Source organism: Massilia forsythiae, assembly GCF_012849555.1.
Taxonomy (GTDB): domain Bacteria; phylum Pseudomonadota; class Gammaproteobacteria; order Burkholderiales; family Burkholderiaceae_D; genus Telluria; species Telluria forsythiae.
Genome location: NZ_CP051685.1, coordinates 4,391,400 through 4,411,597, shown reverse-complemented (window position 1 = coordinate 4,411,597; position 20,198 = coordinate 4,391,400). Strand labels below are relative to the sequence as shown.

Genomic DNA, 20,198 nt, shown 5'->3' with positions numbered 1-20,198 from the left:
TAAAACGGGGTTCGCCCTGATGCACAGGGAATAACCCACCTCGGAGATACCATGCAAAGGCACCTGACTTCCAGGCCGGCGCGGTTGGCGCCGTGCCTGGTCCTGCTGTCCTGTTCCGCCGCGCTGCTGGCGGGCTGCCACGGCCGCGACGACGACGGCGCGCCGCCGCAAGCCCTGGGCTGCGCCGACATGGCCGGCAAGACCGTGTCCGCTGCCGCCATCGGCCTGCCCACCGGCGGCGCCACGGTGACCTCGGCCACCGTGGTCGCGGCAAGCGAGGCCGGCAACGCCAACGGCGAATACTGCAAGGTGCTGGGCGCCATCCTGCCGGACGCCGGCGCCGCCGCGGGCACCCCGAACATCCATTTCCAGCTCAACCTGCCCGCCGCGTGGAACGGCAAGACGGTGCACATGGGCGGCGGCGGCTACAACGGCACGGTGGTCACACCGGCGCGGTCTCGTTCGCGCCCGGCGTGGCCCCGCTGGCGCTGGGCTACGCCACCTTCGGCTCGGATTCCGGCCACGTGGGTAACAGCGCCACGGCCGACTTCGCGCTCAACGAAGCGGCGATCGCCGCGAGCCGCGGCTCGAACTTCGGTTACCAGCACATCAAGAAAACCTGCGACACGGCGTTCGCGCTGATCCGGCTGCGCTACGCCAGGGCCGTCGCCAAGTCCTACTTCGCCGGCGGCTCCACCGGCGGGCGCGAAGGCATGACGGCGGTCGAGCGCTTCCCGCAGGACTACGACGGCGTGATCGCCAACGCCCCGGCCATCAATTTTTCCGGCGTGCGCCTGCAGGGCGTCAAGATCGGCCAGGCCGCCTACGGCAGCGGTGGCAACGGCGGCGGCGCCGGCTACATCGACCCGGCCAGGCAGCGCCTGATCCTGAAGACCGCAGTCGATGCCTGCGACGCCGACGACGGCGCGCTCGACCGCATCGTCGCCAACGTGGAAGCCTGCCGCACCAGACAGGCGTCCATCCTGGCCACCCTCGCCTGCCGCAGCGGCACCGACGAAGGCGACGGCTGCCTGTCGGCCGCCCAGCTCCGCACCGTGCGCGCCATCGCCGACGACCTGGTGCTGCCCTACACGCTGGCCTACGGCGTCGACCGGCACCAGGGCTACAACATCCTGCAGGGCGCCGACTTCTCCACCGGACTGGGCCTGGGCAATTCGCCCACGCTGCTGGACCCGCCGACCGTGGCCGCCAACGGCTACCTGTACACCCAGGGCGACGGTTACCTGAAATACTTCATCGCCAGGAATCCGGACCTGGACACGCTGGCCTTCGACCTGGACCGGCCGGGCGCGTACCAGCAGCGCCTGGTCGACATGTCGGCCACGGTCGGCGCCATGAACCCGGACCTGGCCGCGTTCATGGCGCGCGGCGGCAAGCTGATCGTGCTGCACGGGCTGGCCGACGAGGTGATCAGCCCGAACGCCACCATCGCCTACTACAAGGCGCAGGTGGCGAAGAGCGGCCAGGCCGCGGTGGACGCCTTCTGGCGCTTCTACACGGTGCCCGGCCTCGGCCACGGCGACGGCGCCTTCATCCCGTCGTGGGATGCGATCGGCGCGCTGGACGCCTGGGTGAGCACGGGCACGGCGCCGGGCACGCTGACCGGCACCGACACCGCGGCCGCGACCGCCGGCCGCACCCGGCCGCTGTGCCAGTATCCGGCCTACCCGCGCTACAAGGGGACGGGCAGCATCGACGTGGCCGCCAACTACGCCTGTGCCTTACCTTGAGCGCGTGCCGAAGGCATAGCGCAGTCCGGCCCAGACGGTGCGCGGCGCGCCCGGCGCATAGAAGGTCGCATTGACCACGCTGGCGTTGTCGCCCTGCGCCGAGAACGGCCGCGCGATGAAGTTGCCTTGCGCAGTGAGACCGGTCGCGTTCAGCTGGGCGGCAGTGGCGTAGCGCCGGTCGAACAGGTTGTCGACCTGGACGAACAGGCGCAGGCGCGGCGCCGCTTCCCAGGTGGCGCCGAGGTCGAACACCGCATACCCGGCGGAGCGGCCGCTGCCGACGAAATAGGTGCCGTCGGGCCGGTGGCCGCCGTTCTCGTTGCCGCGCGCGTTGGCGCCGGATAGCGCGACCAGGCCGGCTTCCAGCGCCAGGGCCGGCATGATGCGCCAGTCGGCGCGCGCCTTGAACACGCGGCGCGGGATCAAGGGCAGGCGGTCGCCCGGCCGCACCGCGATGTTGCCATCGTCGCCGGCGCTGCTGTTGGCGGCGCCGTTCAGCAGTTCGGCGCTGCGGAAGGTCGCGTCCAGCCAGGTGGCGTTGGCGGAAAACCCGATGTCGCCGGCGCGGCCGTCCAGACCGAGTTCGACACCCTGGCGGCGGGTCTTGGCGACGTTGCGGAAGTAGCCGAAGCCGGCCGCGTCGTCGGCCACGAACAGGATGTCGTCGGCGTTGGTGGCGCGGAACAGCCCGGCGTTCCAGCGCAGGGTCGTGGCCGGATTGCCGGCCAGCGTGCCGCGCGCGCCCGCTTCCCAGGTCCGGGTGACGACCTGGCGCAGCGGCGGATCGCCCGCCATGGCGTTGGGCAGCTTGCACGGGTTGTCCGGATCGGCGCAGCCGAGCTCGATCGCGGTCGGGGTGCGGCTGCCCTGGTTGTAGCCGGCGTACAGGTTGAGGCCGCGCGCCGCGTCCCAGGCGGCGCCGACGGCCGGGTTGAAGCGGCCGAAGCGGTGGTCGCCGTCGAGCGAACCGGGGCCGCCGCCGGGGGCGATGCGGTCGCGGTTGCGCACGGTGCTGCGGTCGTAGCGTCCGGACAGGGTCAGGTGCAGCGTCTCGCCCACGCTCAGGGTATCGGTGGCGTAGGCGCTGGCGGTGCGCGTGCGCCCTTCCAGGTCGACGCGCGCGTCGACCGGGGTGCCGTCGTCGTCGATCTCGCTGCCGTCGGCAAAGAAATCGACCGGCGTCACGCTGCGGTCGGGGTTCAGGTAGCCGAACTGGCTCGACTGGCGGAAGCGCACGCGGCTGGTGTCGAACGCCGCGCCCAGCGTGAACCCGTTGCGCTGCCCGGCCAGGCGCCCGGACAGGGTGGCCTGGGCGCTGGCGCCGGCATTGCGCTGGCGGCTGTCGCTGCGGTTCAGCAGGCCGTTGCATTTCTCGGCCGGCTCGTCGGCGCGCAGCACGTTGGCGATGCAGCGCCAGTACGGGAACGGCGTATTCGCCGCCGTCGCCCCGCTGGCCGGAAAGCCCGAATAACCGGCCGCCGCCAGCGCCGTGCGTTCCGCCGCGCTCGGCTGGTAGACCGACTGGTCGAGCGCATCGTCGTTCAGGTCGCCGTTCAGGGTGGCGGTGCGGATGCGCCGGAAATACGCGTTGCCCGAGAATTGCAGCGCGTCGCCCACCGTATGGCTGGCGGCCAGGTTGAACAGCACGGCGTGGTTGCGGGTCTGGTCCGGCGTGGTGTAGACGCTGGCGTAGTCGCGCGCCAGCAAGCGCCCCTCCTGCAGGCCGTTGCCGGTCAGCCGGGTCGGCGCCAGCGCGGCGCTGAGCGCCACGTCGCTGCGGCCGTCGCGCCATCCGGCCTTGGCGAACAGTTGCCCGAGCCGGGTCGGCGAGGCGTCGCGCCAGCCGCGCTCCCTGAAACCGTTGCCGGCCAGGTACCAGTGCCAGCCGCGGCTGTCCTGGCCGCCATGGCCGCCGTGTTCGAACGTGACTTCCTGGCGGCCGTGGCTGCCGGCCAGCGCCTGCACGCTCGTGCCGGGGTCGTGCAGGCCATCCCTGGTGCGGATCGAGAGCGCGCCGCCCAGCGTGTTCAGGCCGAACAGCGGATTCGAACCGGGCATCAGGTCGACCGAGGCGATGGCGGCACGCGGGATCAGGTCCCAGCTGACCACGTCGCCGAACGGCTGGTTGATGCGCACCCCGTCCAGGTACACCGACAGGCCCTGCGGCGTGCCCAGCAGCGGCGAGGCGGTGAAGCCGCGGAAGCTGACGTCGGGCTGGAACGGGTTGCCCTGGATCTCGTTGACGAACACGCTGCCCAGGCGCCGGTTGAGGGCGTCCGGCAGGTTGGCGCCGTCGGGGCCGGTGACGGCGGCGCCGTCCAGGGTCTGCACGTTGGCGGCAATCCGCTCGCGCGCCAGTCCCAGGCCGGGCAAGGGCGTGGTGCCGATCACGACCACGGTCTGCAGGGCGGGCGCCGGCGCGGCCACGGGGGCGGGCGTGACGGCAGGCGCGAGCGGCGCGTCGGCGGCCGCTCGCGCCAGCGCCGGCGCGCCGGGCCAGGCGGCCGCGACGGCGGCGGCGGCCAGGCCCGGCGCCAGGCGCCGCCGGGCCGCGGTTTGTCGTGGATGCCTGCCCTGCGCGCGCTGTTTCATGCTCGTGTCTCCGTGGCGTTCTTGTGCGTTCGATTATTCCAAGGACGGCCGCGCCGCCGCTAGGGAAAAATTCCCGACGTGGCGGCGCCGGCATCGCGGCATGGCATGGATGTTGCAAGAAGCCGGACAGGGATGGCACACACGAGGAGACCCATGGACCTGCGCCGCCGTTTGATCGTGTCGCTCGGCCTGCTGCTGGGCGGCTTGCTGGCGATGACCGCCATGATCCAGCTGCTGTCGCTGCGCAGCGACATCGCCGCCGAAGTCGCTGCATCCACACGCCTGGTGAACGTGCTGCTCGCGGCCGGCGAGCCGCCGTCCGGGGCCCAGCCCGGCCAGCGTCCCGGCCCCGGCGCCGCCCTGGACGAGCGCCTGGACGAGCGCCTGGCGCACGCCGGGCTGCGCCACCTGCGCATCCGCAGCGCGGACGGTCCGGCGCCGGCGGCGGCGGCGGCGCCCCATCCGCTGCTGGCCTGGCTGGGCCTGGCGCCGCCCGAACAGCGCGAACGGGCGATCCGCATCGGCGCCCGGGTGCTGGCCATCGCGCCCAATCCGCATTCGGAAATCGACGAACGCCTGGCGAACACTGTGCAATTATTGAGCACCCTGTTGTTCTTTTCCGGAACAACGCTGCTGGTGGCCTGGTACTGTGCCGACCGCGCGCTGGCGCCGGTGCGCGAACTCGAGGCCAGCCTGCAGCGCCTGGCGCGCGGCGAGCCGGACCCGGCGCTGCCCGCGTCCGTCCTCCCGCCGCGCGCGCTGCGCGAATTCGCGCGCGTGGCGCACGCCATCGAGCACCTGGCCGGCGCCCTGCGCGACGCCCGCGCCGCCCAGCACGAACTGGCGCAGCAGCTGATCGCGGTGCAGGAAGAGGAGCGGCGCGCGCTGGCGCGCGAGCTGCACGACGAAATGGGCCAGACCCTGGCCGCGCTGAGCGTCACCGCCACCCACCTGGCGCGCAACGCCCAGCGCTTGAGTCCGCCCGCCGTGGCCGAATGCGCCAGCGACCTGCGGCGCGACCTGCGCACCTGCGGCGAGCAGTTGCGCGCCATGCTCAAGACGCTGCGCCCGCACGGCCTGCACGCCAGCGGCCTGGCGCCGACATTGCGCGAACTGGTGCAGGGCTGGCGCGGCCGCCATACCGAGATCGCCTTCACGCTGGCGCTGCCGGCGGCGCTGCCCGGGATCGGCGAGGCGGCGGCGCTGACCGCCTACCGCGTCGTGCAGGAAGCCGTCACCAACGTCGTGCGCCACAGCGGCGCGCGCCGCTGCGCGATCCGCGTGGACGCCGGCGCCGACGGCCTGGCGCTGGAAGTGCGCGACGACGGCCGCGGGCTGCCGGCCGCGCCGCGCTGGCGCGGCGGGCTGCTCGGCATGCGCGAACGGCTCGGCATGATCGGAGGAACGCTGGAACTGGCGCCGGCGCCCGGCGGCGGCCTGCGCCTGCGCGCCACCCTGCCGCTGGCGGCCGCCGCCGCGCAGCCGGACACCCTGCCCGCGGGAGCGCTGCCATGATCCGCATCGTCCTGGTCGACGACCATGCCATCGTGCGCAGCGGCTACCGCCGGCTGCTGTCGGCGGAACCGGATTTCGACGTCGCCGGCGAAGCCGCCACGGTCCAGGAAGCCAACGCCCTGGTGCAGCGCGTGCGCCCCAAGGTCGCCATCGTCGACCTCAGCCTGAAAGGCAGCAGCGGCCTGGAAGCCATCGCCGGCATGCTGGCGCGCCTGCCCGCGCTGCGCGTGCTGGTGCTGTCGATGCACGACGGTGCCGGCCACCTGGCGCAGGCGTTCAAGGCCGGCGCGCACGGCTACCTGACCAAGTCGAGCGAACCGGAGGAAGTCATCGACGCCATCCGCGCCGTGGTGCAGGGCCGGCGCGTGCTGTCGCGCGACATGCGGGACGCCATGCCGGCCGATGGGGACGAGGCGCTGCACGACCTCAAGCCGCGCGAGTTCGAGCTGCTGCGCCTGCTGGTGCACGGCGAATCGGTGCAGGACATCGCCACCGTGATGCACCTGAGTCCGAAGACGGTGCTGAACTACCTGACCGCAATCCGCCAAAAGCTCAATGCCGACAACGATTTCAAGCTGATGCACCTGGCGGCGCGCTGCGGGCTGGTGGAATTCGGGGCCGGGGTGGCGGCTTGAGAGGATGCGAGCGGCGGCCCTCGCGTGCCGGCCGGGTTTGCGGGCAGGACACTGCTTTCTTGTTCGCTGCAGCGGACTCGGCGAAGGCACAGCACCCCTACAGTTGTACGATGACGCATCTCAAGCGATTGCCAATCGGCTCGCTTGGTTGTACGATGACTTACAAATGTTGTACGCCCCAGGAATCACCGATGTTCGAACTCAGCCAGCTGCGCTGCTTCGTCGCCGTCGCCGAAGAGCTGCACTTCAGCAAGGCCGCCGAACGGCTGAACATGACGCAACCGCCGCTGAGCCGGCAAATCCGCCTGCTGGAACACCACGTCGGCGTGCAGCTGCTCGAGCGCAACAGCCGCGCCGTGCGCCTCACCGCCGCCGGCCAAGCCTTTTTCCAGGAAGCCTCGCGCATGCTGCGCATCGCGGAAGAGGCGGTGTTCGCCGCGCGCCGCGCCGCCAAGGGCGAGCAGGGCCGCCTGGCGATCGGCTTCACCTCCGCCTCCGGCTACAGCCTGCTGCCGGAAATCGTGCACCGCCTGCGCGAGTGCGCGCCCTGCGTGACGCTGACCCTGAAGGAACTGGTCAGCACGGTGCAGGTCGAGTCCCTGAATGCCGGCGAACTCGACCTGGGCGTGCTGCGCCCGCACGCCATGAACCGCGAACTGGAGAGCCGGCGCATCGCCACCGAGGCGCTGATGCTGGCGGTGCCGGAAGCCGAAGCCGGTCGCTGGCCGGCCACGCCCACCCTCGCCTGCCTGCACGGCAAGCCGTTCGTGATGTACTCGCCGTTCGAGGCGCGCCCGTTCTACCTGATGCTGAGCGAACGCTTCGCCAGGGCCGGCGTGGTGCCCGACGTCGTCGAACACATCGGCCAGGTGCACACCATGCTGGCGCTGGTGCGCGCCGGCGTGGGCGCGGCGCTGATCGCCCAGGGCGCCGCGCGCCTGCAATTCGACGGCATCGTCCTGCGCCCGATGGCGACCGAGCCGGTGGAAATGGTCTGCACCTGGCGGCGCGACAACGCCAATCCGGTGCTGCAGCTGTTCAAGGAACGGGTACTGCCGAGCTTCGGCGCCGGTTGACGATTCAATTATTGAATGCATGCCGTCACACTTTGGTTTGGCCGTGCCGGGTGCAGGGCATATGATCGTTCCACAAGGCGTGCAAAAAGACGCCATCCGACAACCGGAGACACCCGTGGAACAAGTTCAAACCGCCAAGGCCGCCAGCGCGGCCGGGGTCCGGACGCGCACGCGCTGGACCATCCTCGCGATGCTGTTCGCGATCACCACCATCAACTACGCCGACCGTGCCACGATCTCGATCGCCGCGCCCGAGATCCGCAAGGACCTGGGACTGGACGCGGTGCAGATGGGCTTCGTCTTTTCGGCCTTCGCCTGGTCGTACGTGCTGGCCCAGCTGCCGGGCGGCTGGCTGCTGGACCGCTTCGGCTCCAAGATCACCTATTTCTTCAGCATCTTCCTGTGGTCGACCTTCACCGTGCTGACCGGCGCCGCCGGCTTCTTCGCCGGCGGCGCCGCGGTGGCGGTGCTGTTCGCGCTGCGCCTGCTGGTGGGCGCCGCCGAAGCGCCCTCCTTCCCCGGCAACAGCCGCATCGCCTCGAGCTGGTTCCCGACCCACGAACGCGGCCTGGCCGCCGCCGTGTTCAATTCGGCCCAGTACTTCGCCACCGTGCTGTTCGCCCCGATCATGGGCTGGCTGGTGCATACGCACGGCTGGCACAGCGTGTTCTACGTGATGGGCGGACTGGGCATCGGGATGGCCTTGCTGTGGCTGAAGACCATCTACAGTCCCAGGCAGCACCCGCGCCTCGGCGCCGGCGAACTGCACTACATCCAGGAAGGCGGCGCGCTGGTCGACCTCGACGGCCAGGCCGGCGGCAAGCGCGCCGCGCCGCCGCGCCAGGTGGACACGCTGGCCTGCATCAGGGAGCTGCTGTCGAACCGCATGCTGCTGGGCGTCTACATCGGCCAGTACTGCATCACCACCCTCACCTATTTCTTCCTGACCTGGTTCCCGGTGTACCTGGTGCAGGAGCGCCACATGACCATCCTGAAGGCCGGTTTCGTGGCCTCGCTGCCGGCCATCGCCGGCTTCGTCGGCGGCATCGTCGGCGGCTGGATGTCGGACCGCCTGAGCCGCGCCGGCTACTCCTTGTCGGTGGCGCGCAAGCTGCCGATCGTGGTCGGCATGCTGCTGTCGATGAGCATGATCGCCTGTAACTACATCCAGACCGACCTGCTGGTGGTGGCGGTGATGTCGCTGGCCTTTTTCGGCAAGGGCATCGGCGCGCTCGGCTGGGCGGTGGTGTCGGACACCTCGCCCCGGGAAGCCGGCGGCCTGAGCGGCGCCTTGTTCAACACCTTCGGCAATACCGCCGGCATCACCACGCCGATCGCCATCGGCTACATCGTGCAGAATACCGGCTCGTTCGCCGGCGCCCTGGTCTTCGTCGGCGTGAATGCCGCGCTGGCCATCGTCAGCTACCTGTTCATCGTCGGCGACATCCGGCGCGTGACGCTGGTGACGTCGCTGGTGAAACCGCCCGCCTTGTAAGCTGCTCCACGCATCCACCATCGAGACTCGACCATGACCCATTCCGTTTCCAGCGCCCCCGTCGTCACCGACATGCGCGTCGTCCCCGTCGCCGGCCAGGACAGCATGCTGCTCAACCTGAGCGGCGCCCACGGCCCCTGGTTCACCCGCAACATCGTCCTGCTGACCGACAGTGCCGGCAATACCGGCCTGGGCGAAGTGCCGGGCGGCGACAAGATCCGCCAGACCATCGAGGATGCGCGCCCCTTCGTCATCGGCAAGACCCTGGGCGACTACAACAAGGTGCTCAACCGGATGCGCAGCGCCTTCGCCGGGCGCGACGCCGGCGGGCGCGGCCAGCAGACCTTCGACCTGCGCACCACCATCCACGCGGTGACGGCGGTGGAATCGGCGCTGCTCGACCTGCTCGGCCAGTTCATGGGGGTGTCGGTGGCGGCGCTGCTGGGCGAAGGCCAGCAGCGCGACGCGGTCGAGATGCTGGGCTACCTGTTCTACGTGGGCGACCGCAACAAGACGAACCTGTCCTACCGCGCCGAGCCGGACGCGGGCGACGCCTGGCTACGCCTGCGCAACGAGGAAGCCTTGACGCCGGAAGCGATCGTGCGCCTGGCCGAGGCCACGCGCGCGCGCTACGGCTTCAACGACTTCAAGCTGAAAGGCGGGGTACTGAGCGCCGACGAAGAGATGGAAGCCATCGTCGCCCTGCACGAGCGCTTTCCCGAGGCGCGCGTGACGCTCGATCCGAACGGCGGCTGGCTGCTGAAGGATGCGATCCGCGTGTGCCGCGACAAGCACGGCATCCTGGCCTACGCCGAAGACCCGTGCGGCGCCGAGGACGGCTACTCGGGCCGCGAGGTGATGGCCGAGTTCCGCCGCGCCACCGGCCTGCCGACCGCCACCAACATGGTCGCCACCGACTGGCGCCAGATGGCCCATTCGATCCAGCTGCAATCGGTCGACATCCCGCTGGCCGACCCGCATTTCTGGACCATGCAGGGTTCGGTGCGCGTGGCCCAGCTGTGCCAGATGTTCGGCCTGACCTGGGGTTCGCACTCGAACAACCACTTCGACATCTCGCTGGCCATGTTCACCCACGTCGGCGCCGCCGCGCCGGGCAAGGTGACGGCGATCGACACCCACTGGATCTGGCAGGACGGCCAGCGCTTGACGAAGGAACCGCTGCGGATCGAGGGCGGCATGGTCAAGGTGCCGGCCAAGCCGGGACTGGGCATCGAGATCGACGCGGATGCGCTGGAACAGGCGCACCAGGCCTACAAGAACATGGGCCTGGGCGCGCGCGACGACGCCGCGGCGATGCAGTTCCTGGTGCCGGGGTGGAAGTTCGACAACAAGCGGCCCTGCCTGGTGCGCTGAACCGGCCGTCCCCGGTCGACGATCGGAACGCGAACGTAGGGTGGACGGCTACGCCGTCCACGCGTTCGAGCATCAGCGGCACCTTGGCGACGCACGCTCTAATTGAACGCGTGGACGGGAAACCCGTTCACCCTACGGTGCCGCGCCGCCGGCCGGCGCCGCATCCTTCACGTACTTGTCGAACCAGCGCAGCATTTCGTACACCAGCTGCTCGTTCGACTCGCGCGCCGCGTACCAGTGCGGCTCGTACGGCAGCATCACCAGGCGCGTGGTGCCGCCGTTGCCGCGGATCGCCTCGTACAGCTTGGTCGATTGCAGCGGCGTGGTGCCGGGATTGGCGTCGTCGCCGCCGTGCACCAGCAGCAGCGGCGTCTTGAGCTTGTCGGCGTAGAAGAAGGTCGAGGCCTTGGTGTACACGTCCGGCGCTTCCCACACCGAGCGGCGCTCGTTCTGGAAGCCGAACGGCGTCAGCGACTTGTTGTACGAACCGCTGGTGGCGGCGCCGGCGCGGAACAGGGTCGAGTGCGCCAGCAGGTTGGCGGTCATCAGCGCGCCGTGGCTGTGGCCGGTCACGCCGACGCGGTCCGGGTCGGTCACGCCCAGGCGCACCGCTTCGTCCACCGCGGCCTGCGCATCCGCCACCAGCTGCTCGGTGTAGGTGTCGTAGGCCTTGCGCGGATCGCCGACGATCGGGAAGGCGGCGCTGTCGATGATGGCGTAGCCGGACAGCAGCAGCAGCCGGTACTGGCGCAGGCGCGTGAAGGTCGCCTGCGAGCCGGTGGTCTGGCCGGCCTTGGAGGCGTCCGCGAAATCCATCGGATAGGCGTTCAGGATGGTCGGCAGGCGCGTGCCTTCCTTGTAGCCGGGCGGCGTGTACAGCGTGAACGACAGCGGCACGCCGTCGGCGCGCTTGTAGGTCACCAGGCGCTTCTTGATCTCGCGTACCTGCGGCACCGGATCGGTCAGGTGGGTCAGCGCCGCGGCGGACGACGCGACCGCCGGCTCGCCCGGCGCCGCGGCCGTGGCGGCGCCCAGGGTCCGCACGAAGGCGTTCGGCGTTTCCGCGGCCGACTGGTACCAGGTCAGCAGGCGGCCGGTATCGTCGCCCGCGAAACCGATGAACTGTTCATACGAGGTCTTGCTGCTGCGGAACAGGCGCTGGGCCGTCTGCGTCTTGAGGTCGAACCTGTCGAGGAACGGACGGTCGCCATCGGTGGACGATCCGGTGCCGGACAGGTAGATGGTGTCGCCCTGCTGGCGGATCACCGGGAAGCCGTTGGCCAGGATGCGGCGCACCGGCACGCCCGGGTCGGCGTACTTCTCGTCGCTCGACATGTCCCACAGCAGGCGGCGCGATGCTTGCGCGCTATCGACATCGATCTGCCAGGTGCGGCGCCACTTGCGGTTGACGTCGTAGTCGCTCAACAGCGCCGTGCCCGGCTGCTCGCTCCACAGCAGGCCGGCGTAGCGCTGGCCGGTGCGCACGATTTCCTTCGGCTCCGCGCTGAACGGCGCTTTCAGCAGCATCAGTTTGTCGCGCTCCGCGGCCTGGACGTTGGGGTTGCCGCCGTCCAGCGCCTCGGCCCACACCAGCGTTGCTGCTTCGGTCGGACGCCAGGTGAAGCCGCGCGGGCCGACCGGCACGCCGCGGTTCGGCACGCGGTCGGCCAGCGGCAGCGACGCGATCTGGCGCACCACCGGGTTGCTTCCCTTGGCGCCATGCTTCGACAGGTCCCAGATGTCGATCTGCTTGGGGAAGCGGTCGAAGGTGGTGACGTAGGAATACGGCGTGCGGATCTCGGTCACGACCGCGTGGCGGCCGTCCGGCGCCACGTCCAGCGCCTCGTACAGGCCGGGCTTGCCGACCGGCGTGATCTTGCCGCTGGCGGCATCCACCAGCGCCAGCTGCGAGCTGCCGTAGTAGTCGAACAGCTGTTCGTCGTGGCGGTTGCGCAGGGTGTCGCGGTTTTCGTAGGTGCTGCTCTGGCCGGTGGCGCCCAGCGATTCCTGGATGCCCGGACCGTCCGAACCCGCAGGCGCTTCGGGCGGCGCCGTCTGCCCGGACACCAGCTTGACCAGCAGCGTCTTCTGGTCCGGCATCCATTGCACCTGGTCGCCGAACATCTGGTTCAGGCGCACGCCGGCCAAGCGGCGCACGGCACCGGTACGCGCGTCGCCGACCCACAATTCCACCGCCTGCGCGGTGATGTTCTCGAACGCGAAGCGCTGGCCGTCCGCGCTCCACACCGGGCGGCGCGGGCAGGCGCCGGCCGGCAGCTTGACCGCGGTCTGCCTGCCGTCGGCCACCGTCACCAGGTCGATCGCGCCGACGCAGGGCGGGATGCCGTAGCCGCCCGGCGTGTCGTGCTGGCTGCGGTTGCCCGGCTCGATGCGCACGCCGGCCAGGCGCAGGAAGGGCGTGGCGACCTTGGCGATCGACGGGTACTCCTCCATGGTGACCAGCATCAGGCGGTCGCGCGTGGGGCTGAGCGACGGCACCGGCGGCGGCGGCGCGCGCATGACGTCGAGGATTTCCCTGGGCGGCTGGTTGTAGGCGCTGCCTGTAGCGGCGGTAGCGGCGGTGGTGGACGCTGCCGGCGCCGCGCTGGCGGCCGAGATCGGTGTCATGCCGGCGGCGAGCGTGGCGCTCACGAGGCCGGATAACAGGTGTTTTGCCTGCATGGAGGTGCTCCGTTTCTATGGAATGCGTGGGTATGCCAGGAGGATCGCTCCCGGCACGCCTATAACCTTGCCATAGAAATATTTCTGCGACAACATTAAATTTGACGATTTCCTGCGCCATCGGTTGCCGCCATCTCGTCGTCATCGCCTGCGCCGCCCTGTTTCGCTACCAGCTTCCTTCCACCGACCGCGTGATTTATTGATCTGACCGAGTACCTGGGCACCGGAAGATACACCCTGACGATCTCGAACGTGGACGCCGGGCCCGGCCCGACCGATCCGGGCGAGGTGCCGGAGCCGGCCACCGCCGCGATGCTGCTCGGCGGCCTGGGCCTGATGTACGCGTCCAGGAAGCGTCGCTTCGGCAAGTAAATCGTTTCCTGGCAGCGGCGCTCCGTTGCAACGGGCGGTTACAACGCACTTACAGCGCAGGGACGGCGACGATGCGGTCGTCGTCCGGCCCCGGCGTACCGCGCCCATCGGTATTGTTCGTCAACATCCACAGGGTGCCGTCGGGCGCCACGGCGACGTCGCGCAAACGACCATATTGCCCGACATAGCGTTCGGTGGCGCTGCCCAGGGCGGTCACCGGAATCTGGCGCAGGCGCTGGCCGCGCAGGTTGGCGATGTACAGGTTGCCCTGGCTGTAGGTCATCCCGCTCGGGCTGGCGTCCGCGGTCGCCCACTGCTGCACCGGGTCGATGAAGCGGCTGTCGCCCGCCCTGCCCTCCACGGTCGGCCAGCCGTAGTTGCCGCCCGCCTTGATCACGTTCAGCTCGTCCCAGGTGTTCTGGCCGAATTCGGACGCGTACATGGTGCCGTCGGCGCCCCATGCCAGTCCCTGCGGATTGCGGTGGCCGTAGCTGTAGACATACGATCCGGGAAAGGGATTGTCGGCCGGTACGCCGCCCTGCGGCCGCAGGCGCAGGATCTTGCCGCCCAATGAAGCCAGGTCCTGCGCCCGCGCGCTGTTGCCGGCGTCGCCGGCGGTGGCGTACAACATGCCGTCCGGACCGAACGCCAGGCGCCCGCCGTTGTGGATGCCGGCCGCCGGAATGCCGTCGAGGACGGTCTCGGCCGGACCGAGGCGCAGCGCCGGCGCCGTGCCGTCGAGCCGGTAGCGTTCGATGCGGTTGACCGTACCGGCGGTGAAATAGGCATACAGGTAGCCGTCGCGCACCGCGATCCCCAGCAGGCCGCCCTCGCCGCTGCCGTTCACGCCGGCGATGCGCGCGATCTCGGACGGTTTGTTGGCGCTGTCGAACGCGAGGATGCGCGCCGAATCGCGCTCGCTCACCAGCGCGGTGCCGCCCTGGAAGGCGATCGACCAGGGCGCCTTCAGCGAGCTGGCGATGATCCTGGGTGCGGCGGGCGCCGCCGGCGTGCCCGGCGACACCGGCGCGGCCGGCGCGCTGGCGACGGGGCCGGCCGTGTCCGACCCGCTGCCGCACGCGGCCAGCGCCAGCACCGCTATCCCTGCGATGGCCCATGCGGGCGCTGCAATATCGATTCGGTTCGCCATGCTGTTCCTCCTCGTTGTGCTGGACGAGACTGTAGCGCGGACGCCGCCGGCGCGGAGCGCGATTGGTGAGCCGGGCCGCCGCCGCTGCCGCTGCCCGGCTACCAGGCCAGCGCGATCCCGGCCGCGCCGGCCAGCGCCAGGCTGGCGCCCCAGACGGCATCGAGGTCGAACCACGTGCGGCGCAGGAAGCGCAGCCCGAGATGGCGATACACGAGCCAGGCCATGCCGAGGCCGGCCAGCATGCTGGCCAGCGCGTGCACCGCCGTGACCAGCAGCGCCGTGTCCAGGTTCGCGCGCGCCAGTTGGCCCATCAACCCGGCGTGGCCCGTCGCTGCAGCCCCGGCACCGGCCGCCATGCCGGGCGCCGGTGCGGCGCACAGGCCCAGCATGAACGGTACCAGCATCAATCCCGCGCCGTGCGCGGTGGCCATCAGGAACGACCACCAGGCCAGCCGGCCCGGAGGAATGCGCGCCAGCATGCGCGGGTGGCGCGGCCTGGCCAGCTTGTAAAGGCCGAACAGCAGCACCAGCGCGCCCGCGCCGGTGCGGATGGCGCGGCTCCATTCCAGGTACCAGCCCAGCCAGGCGAACGGCGCCAGCGCGACGGCGATCGCCATGGCGTGGCCGCCGCCCAGCGGCAGCACGGTGGCGAACACCGCACCGGCGCGCCGCTCGGCCATGCCGTTGGCCACCGCCAGCGGCCAGCCCATCGCCGGATTGAGGCCGTGGTACAGCCCCAGGCCCACCACCGCCAGCCAGAGCGCGGCCGTGTTCAAGCGGACGGATAGCAGAACGAATCGGTCGAGCAATCGCCGCCCTGCAGGCGGATCTGGTGCGCGCGGTAATGCGGGCCGAAGTCGACGCAGAACGCCGGGTCCAGCTCGATGCCGCCGCCGGCGCCGACCTTGCACATCAGCTGCACGCCGGGCACGCCGTCCGGATAGAACTGGTCGTCCCAGCTGCTGTAGAGCGAGTTGGTGAAGTACACGCGCCTGCCGTCGCGGCTGATTTCGGTCATCTGCGGGCCGCCGCCGACCGTCCGGCCGTTCGGATGCGCCGTGCGCCGGGCGATGCCGCCGACGCGCACGCTGCCCGCCAGGGTCGGTTTCATCGGATCGGTGACGTCGTACTGGCGCAATTCCCCGGTGCCCCAGCAGGCCACGTACAGGAAACGGTCGTCGAGCGACAGGTCGATGTCCGTCACCAGCGGCGGCACCGCGCCGAAGCCTTTCAGCAGCGCGGGCAGCCGGCCGGCATCGGCCGATTCGGCCGGTATGGTGGCGCTCTTCCTGATCCGGAAGCGGCCGTTCTCGCGGTACCAGGTCCAGATCGACCCTTCCAGGTTGGCGGTATCGACGACCACGCCCAGGAACCCGTACTCGCGCGCCGGGTCGTGCGCCGGCCGCACCTCCAGCGCCATCTGGTGGTTGGCGCCCAGGTCGATGGTCTGCACGTGCCGGCGCTCGCGCAGGTTCCAGAAATGCACCGCGTGGCCGTATTTGCCGGCCAGCAGGTCTTCGGCCACGATGCCGCTCTCGAACTGCGGCGGCAGGCCCCATTCGCTCGACACCATGTAGTCGCGCGGCAGGTTCCACCAGAAATCGTAGTGCAGCTTCTGCGGCCCGCGCTCGATTTCCCAGCGCCCCAGTATCTCGAAGTTCTCGCAATCCATCACGAACACGCCCGGCGGCCCCTGCGTGCCGTCCGGACCGGCCCCGCCCAGGGTGCTGATGTAGATCCCTTCCGGACCGCAGTGGACGGTGTGCGGCCGCGAATAGCCCGTCTTGCGCAGCAGCTCGTCCGGCTCGATCGTCTTGACCAGCACGGGCGCGCGCGGGTCGGGCTGCGTATCCACGATGTAGATGCGCGACGAGCGGATGCCGGGAATGACCAGGTAGCGGCGCTGCAGGAAGGCATGCCCGGACAGGGGCGAGAGCACCGAGCTGCAGGCATTCCAGCCGAAATGGTGGAACTCGTCGCCGCTGTGCGGCATGACCAGCCGGTGGATGACCGTGCCGTAGGCCGCGGATTGCGGGTCGACGTCGACCACGGCCAGGGCGTCTGGACGGGAGCGGTCGGGCGACAGCAGCACCGTGTAGGCGATCAGTTCGGCCGGCGCTTCCATCGCCAGGCGCGCCGATGGGTGGAAGGTGGGATCGGGACGCAGGGTGTTCAGCATGGTGGATCCTCGTTGGGGAGACAGCGGATGCTGGGAACGGCTCGGTCGTCGGTGCCGCAAGCTTGAAGGCTGAAGTTCGGACTGGCGCTTGTCAAGGGACCCGATCAAACCACCGCACCGAAGTGGCCTGAATACAACGCCATGTGGCCAGACCAGATTTACCGTAGTTGGGCCGACATGAGGGGCTTTGGCCACGCGATCCATCCACGAACGATGCGGTTGCCTGCATATGCATCCGGCATACGGACGTCGGTCGACGGCGCTCCCAGAAAATTGTTGTATTTACGCGGGATTCCAGCAATATGGCGTTGGCTTATTTGCATTGCTGCACTACCAACATAAACCCACAGGAGACCCGCATGCATCGTTCCCCGCTTCCGCTCAAGCGCACCCTCATCGCCTCGGCCCTGCTGGCCATCGGCCTACCCGTCCAGGCGCAGGACACGCCGGGCGCCGCCCAGACCGTGGTCGTGACCGGCCTGCGCGCCTCGCTGGAGAGTGCGCTCAACGCCAAGCGCTCGGAAAACGGCATCGTCGACGTCGTCAAGGCCGAAGACATCGGCAAGTTCCCGGACACCAACCTGGCCGAGTCGCTGCAGCGCGTGCCCGGCGTGGCGATCGACCGCGATGCCGGCGAAGGCCGCAGCATCACCGTGCGCGGCCTCGGCGCCGATTTTACGCGCGTGCGCATCAACGGCATCGAGGGCTTGGCGACCACCGGCGGCACCGACAGTTCGGGCGGCAACAACCGCGGACGCGGCTTCGATTTCAACGTGTTCGCCTCGGAACTGTTCAGCTCCCTCACGGTACGCAAGAGTTCGTCGGCCGAGATCGAGGAAGGCTCGCTCGGCGCCACCGTCGACTTGCAGACCATGCGCCCGTTCGACACGCCCAAGCGCGGCTTCAACGCCACCGCCATGGCCAAGGCGCGCTACAACGACATCTCGAAGAAGACCGACCCGCGCGCCGCCTTCCTGCTGTCCAACACCTTCAACGACAACACGATGGGCTTCCTGGTATCGGGCGCCTTTTCCAAGCGTAATGTGCTGGAAGAAGGCTTCTCGACCGTCCGCTGGGACAACGGCCCCTCTTCCGGCGGCTGGTGCGCCCCGCTCGGCGGCAGCGTCACCTCGGCCAACTGCGCCGCGCCGGTGGCCGGCTTTCCCACCGCCACGCGGCTGCCGGCCAGCGCCGCGGCGAGCGCCGCCTACACCGCCGCCTCCAGCGCCGCCAACTTCACGCCGCGCCTGCCGCGCTACGGCCGCCTGACGCACGACCAGGACCGCGTCGGCCTGACCGCTTCGTTCGAATGGAAGCCGACGCGCGGCACGCGCATCTCGCTGGACATGCTGTACGCCGACCTCTCGGCCACGCGCGAGGAAAGCTACCTGGAAGCCATCTCGTTCAGCCGCTCGGCCTCGCAGGGCGGCAAGCCGCAGACCTCGGTGGCGCAGGCGCAGTACGACGCGCAAGGCCGCCTGCTGTACGGCGTCTTCAACGGCGTCGACATCCGCTCCGAGACCCGCTTCGACGACTTGTCGACCAGGTTCACCCAGCCGACCCTGACGGTGGCGCACCGCCTCGGCGACACGCTCGACCTGAACCTGCGCCTCGGGCGCGCCAGGTCGAACTTCAAGAACCCCAACCAGACCACGGTGACGCTGGACGCGCCCAACGTCAACGGCTACACGATCGACTTCCGCAACAGCGACCGCCTGCCGGTCATCGCCTACCCGTTCGACCCGGCCGCCACCAATGGGGCACTCGGCATCTACGGCGTGCCGGCCGGCGCCGCCAGCGTCACCAGCGCCACCCCGAGCGAGATCCGCATCCGCCCGCAAGGCTCGATCAACCAGAACGACGTGGCCCACATCGACCTGGCCTGGCGCGCCGGCGACACCTGGACGCTCAAGGGCGGCGCCGACCTGAAGACCTACAAATTCCAGACCTACGAGGCGCGCCGCCCGAACGCGTCCGGCGAAGCGATCTACAGCCTGCCGGCCGGCACCAGCCTGGCCAGCGTGACGCGCCTGCTGTCCGGCTTCGGCAACGGCCTCGACCTGCCGGCCGGCAGCGTCACCGGCTGGCTGGTCCCGGACGTGCAGGCCATCACCAGGCTGTACGACGCCTACTGCAATTGCTTGACAAGCGGCCCGGCCGGCGGCCCCGGCGACTTCACGCTGACCTCGACCACCAACGGCAATGCGCGCGGCAACAACCGCAACGTCAAGGAAGACGACAAGGGCGTGTTCCTGCAGGCCGACTTCGACAGCGAACTGGCCGGCACGCCGCTGCGCGGCAACCTCGGCGGGCGCTACGTCAAGACCAGGCTGACCGCGCAAGGCTACCTGGCCACCGGCGGCGGCACGTCCGTGACGGCGACCAACGCCTACAACGACTTCCTGCCCTCGTTCAACCTGGCCGCCAGCCTGACGCCCGACTTCCTGGTGCGCCTGGCCGGCGCCAAGGTGATGTCGCGCCCGCCGCTGGGCAACCTGAACCCGGGCGGCACCGTGGCTACCTCCGGCACGCTGACGATCAACTCGGGCAACCCGACCCTGGCGCCGTTCCGCGCCAAGACGCTGGACGCCTCGTTCGAGTATTACTTCAAGAACAAGGCCTTCCTCGGACTGGGCCTGTTCCAGAAGAATATCGACAGCTATATCCAGGGCATCCGCCAGACGCTGCCGTTCAACCAGACCGGCCTGCCCCTGTCCTTGCTGCCGTCCAGCTTCAACGGTTCGGAAGTGTTCGACGTGACCTCGTTCGCCAATACGCCGGGCGGCAAATTGCGCGGGTTCGAATTGAATTACCAGCAGCCGTTCACCTTCCTGCCGGCATGGGGCCGGAACTTCGGGCTGGTGGCCAACTACACCAGGGTGAAATCGAAGATCGCGTATCTGATTTCGGCGACGGCGGCCAACAGCGCGACCGTGCAGGACGACCTGGTGAATCTGTCGCCGACGTCGTGGAATACCACGTTTTATTACGACGACGGCAAATTCAGTGCGCGCCTGACCGGGGCGTCGCGCTCGGGATACCTGCAAGTGGTGCCGGCGCAGAACAACAACGATGTGCAGGGAAAGAATGCGACCTTCAACGTGGACTTGTCGGTGTCGTACAAATGGGACGACAAGCTGGAATTCACGTTCGAGGGGGTCAATTTGACCAACGAGGCGAACGACCAGTTCGTGAGCCGGGCACGGAACAGCGTTCTGGTGAATCACGTCACTGGGCGCGAATACCTGCTGGGGGCGCGCTACAAGTTCTGATCCTCGGCCCGGCTTTGCTGCGACAACACCGGAGTGATCTCCAAATCGATATGGGAAACACGGGAAAAGTCATTGGCTCGATGATTGCAGGATCTCTAACATGTT

At 69.6% G+C, this 20,198-nt stretch carries 14 protein-coding genes; 9 read left to right on the top strand and 5 right to left on the bottom strand.

Going from position 1 to position 20,198, the window contains the following annotated elements:
* Positions 1 to 51: 51 nt before the first annotated feature.
* Positions 52 to 642 (top strand): tannase/feruloyl esterase family alpha/beta hydrolase, encoded by a 591-nt coding sequence (locus HH212_RS27425; protein ID WP_229217344.1) that lies wholly within the window; start codon positions 52 to 54, stop codon positions 640 to 642.
* The gene (locus HH212_RS18720; protein WP_229217756.1) at positions 525 to 1,751 is read left to right on the top strand and encodes a tannase/feruloyl esterase family alpha/beta hydrolase; all 1,227 of its coding nucleotides are present in this window, start codon (positions 525 to 527) and stop codon (positions 1,749 to 1,751) included. Before HH212_RS27425 ends, HH212_RS18720 begins: the two co-directional genes overlap by 118 nt.
* On the opposite strand, the gene HH212_RS18715 is transcribed toward HH212_RS18720, so the two are convergent.
* Entirely contained in the window at positions 1,743 to 4,343 is a 2,601-nt protein-coding gene (locus HH212_RS18715) for a TonB-dependent receptor (protein ID WP_170203878.1), read from the bottom strand. The genes HH212_RS18720 and HH212_RS18715 overlap by 9 nt on opposite strands.
* 153 nt (positions 4,344 to 4,496) lie before the next feature.
* On the opposite strand from HH212_RS18715, the gene HH212_RS18710 reads away from it, so the two are divergent.
* The 5 genes from HH212_RS18710 (at position 4,497) to gudD (ending at position 10,438) form a co-directional block, all read left to right on the top strand.
* Entirely contained in the window at positions 4,497 to 5,858 is a 1,362-nt protein-coding gene (locus HH212_RS18710) for a sensor histidine kinase (protein ID WP_170203877.1), read from the top strand.
* Positions 5,855 to 6,493 carry a response regulator gene (locus HH212_RS18705; protein ID WP_170203875.1) on the top strand — a complete coding sequence of 213 codons (639 nt, stop codon included), beginning with the start codon at positions 5,855 to 5,857 and terminating at the stop codon, positions 6,491 to 6,493. Before HH212_RS18710 ends, HH212_RS18705 begins: the two co-directional genes overlap by 4 nt.
* A 191-nt stretch (positions 6,494 to 6,684) precedes the next feature.
* Positions 6,685 to 7,569 (top strand): LysR substrate-binding domain-containing protein, encoded by an 885-nt coding sequence (locus HH212_RS18700; protein WP_170203873.1) that lies wholly within the window; start codon positions 6,685 to 6,687, stop codon positions 7,567 to 7,569.
* A gap of 190 nt (positions 7,570 to 7,759) precedes the next feature.
* Complete coding sequence (locus HH212_RS18695) at positions 7,760 to 9,064, top strand: MFS transporter (protein ID WP_229217755.1); 1,305 nt, start codon at positions 7,760 to 7,762, stop codon at positions 9,062 to 9,064.
* Positions 9,065 to 9,097: 33 nt separating this feature from the next.
* On the top strand, positions 9,098 to 10,438 hold the full coding sequence (gene gudD / locus HH212_RS18690) for a glucarate dehydratase (protein ID WP_170203870.1): 1,341 nt from the start codon (positions 9,098 to 9,100) through the stop codon (positions 10,436 to 10,438).
* Between the two features lie 132 nt (positions 10,439 to 10,570).
* Here gudD and HH212_RS18685 read toward each other — a convergent pair whose 3' ends face one another.
* Entirely contained in the window at positions 10,571 to 13,120 is a 2,550-nt protein-coding gene (locus HH212_RS18685; protein ID WP_211172367.1) for a S9 family peptidase, read from the bottom strand.
* Between the two features lie 252 nt (positions 13,121 to 13,372).
* On the opposite strand from HH212_RS18685, the gene HH212_RS18680 reads away from it, so the two are divergent.
* The gene (locus HH212_RS18680) at positions 13,373 to 13,492 is read left to right on the top strand and encodes a PEP-CTERM sorting domain-containing protein (RefSeq protein WP_170203868.1); all 120 of its coding nucleotides are present in this window, start codon (positions 13,373 to 13,375) and stop codon (positions 13,490 to 13,492) included.
* 49 nt (positions 13,493 to 13,541) lie between these two features.
* On the opposite strand, the gene HH212_RS18675 is transcribed toward HH212_RS18680, so the two are convergent.
* The 3 genes from HH212_RS18675 to HH212_RS18665 all read right to left on the bottom strand — a co-directional run bounded on the left by HH212_RS18675 (position 13,542) and on the right by HH212_RS18665 (position 16,821).
* Complete coding sequence (locus HH212_RS18675) at positions 13,542 to 14,642, bottom strand: PQQ-dependent sugar dehydrogenase (RefSeq protein WP_170203867.1); 1,101 nt, start codon at positions 14,640 to 14,642, stop codon at positions 13,542 to 13,544.
* 98 nt (positions 14,643 to 14,740) lie between these two features.
* On the bottom strand, positions 14,741 to 15,418 hold the full coding sequence (locus HH212_RS18670; protein WP_229217343.1) for a hypothetical protein: 678 nt from the start codon (positions 15,416 to 15,418) through the stop codon (positions 14,741 to 14,743).
* Positions 15,415 to 16,821: a selenium-binding protein SBP56-related protein gene (locus tag HH212_RS18665; RefSeq protein ID WP_170203865.1), complete on the bottom strand. Its 1,407-nt coding sequence runs from the start codon at positions 16,819 to 16,821 to the stop codon at positions 15,415 to 15,417. The genes HH212_RS18670 and HH212_RS18665 overlap by 4 nt, the downstream gene beginning before the upstream one ends.
* 359 nt (positions 16,822 to 17,180) lie before the next feature.
* Between HH212_RS18665 and HH212_RS18660 the strand changes: the two genes are divergently transcribed.
* On the top strand, positions 17,181 to 20,093 hold the full coding sequence (locus tag HH212_RS18660; RefSeq protein WP_211172366.1) for a TonB-dependent receptor: 2,913 nt from the start codon (positions 17,181 to 17,183) through the stop codon (positions 20,091 to 20,093).
* Positions 20,094 to 20,198 lie beyond the last annotated feature (105 nt).

Bases quoted from the DNA above. Each gene is read 5' to 3' on its own strand.
- gudD (WP_170203870.1), top strand. From the start codon at position 9,098: ATGACCCATTCCGTTTCCAGCGCCCCCGTCGTCACCGACATGCGCGTC.
- HH212_RS18705 (WP_170203875.1), top strand. From the start codon at position 5,855: ATGATCCGCATCGTCCTGGTCGACGACCATGCCATCGTGCGCAGCGGC.
- HH212_RS18700 (WP_170203873.1), top strand. From the start codon at position 6,685: ATGTTCGAACTCAGCCAGCTGCGCTGCTTCGTCGCCGTCGCCGAAGAG.
- HH212_RS18665 (WP_170203865.1), bottom strand. From the start codon at position 16,821: ATGCTGAACACCCTGCGTCCCGATCCCACCTTCCACCCATCGGCGCGC.
- HH212_RS27425 (WP_229217344.1), top strand. From the start codon at position 52: ATGCAAAGGCACCTGACTTCCAGGCCGGCGCGGTTGGCGCCGTGCCTG.
- HH212_RS18675 (WP_170203867.1), bottom strand. From the start codon at position 14,642: ATGGCGAACCGAATCGATATTGCAGCGCCCGCATGGGCCATCGCAGGG.
- HH212_RS18710 (WP_170203877.1), top strand. From the start codon at position 4,497: ATGGACCTGCGCCGCCGTTTGATCGTGTCGCTCGGCCTGCTGCTGGGC.
- HH212_RS18685 (WP_211172367.1), bottom strand. From the start codon at position 13,120: ATGCAGGCAAAACACCTGTTATCCGGCCTCGTGAGCGCCACGCTCGCC.
- HH212_RS18660 (WP_211172366.1), top strand. From the start codon at position 17,181: ATGCATCGTTCCCCGCTTCCGCTCAAGCGCACCCTCATCGCCTCGGCC.
- HH212_RS18695 (WP_229217755.1), top strand. From the start codon at position 7,760: ATGCTGTTCGCGATCACCACCATCAACTACGCCGACCGTGCCACGATC.
- HH212_RS18715 (WP_170203878.1), bottom strand. From the start codon at position 4,343: ATGAAACAGCGCGCGCAGGGCAGGCATCCACGACAAACCGCGGCCCGG.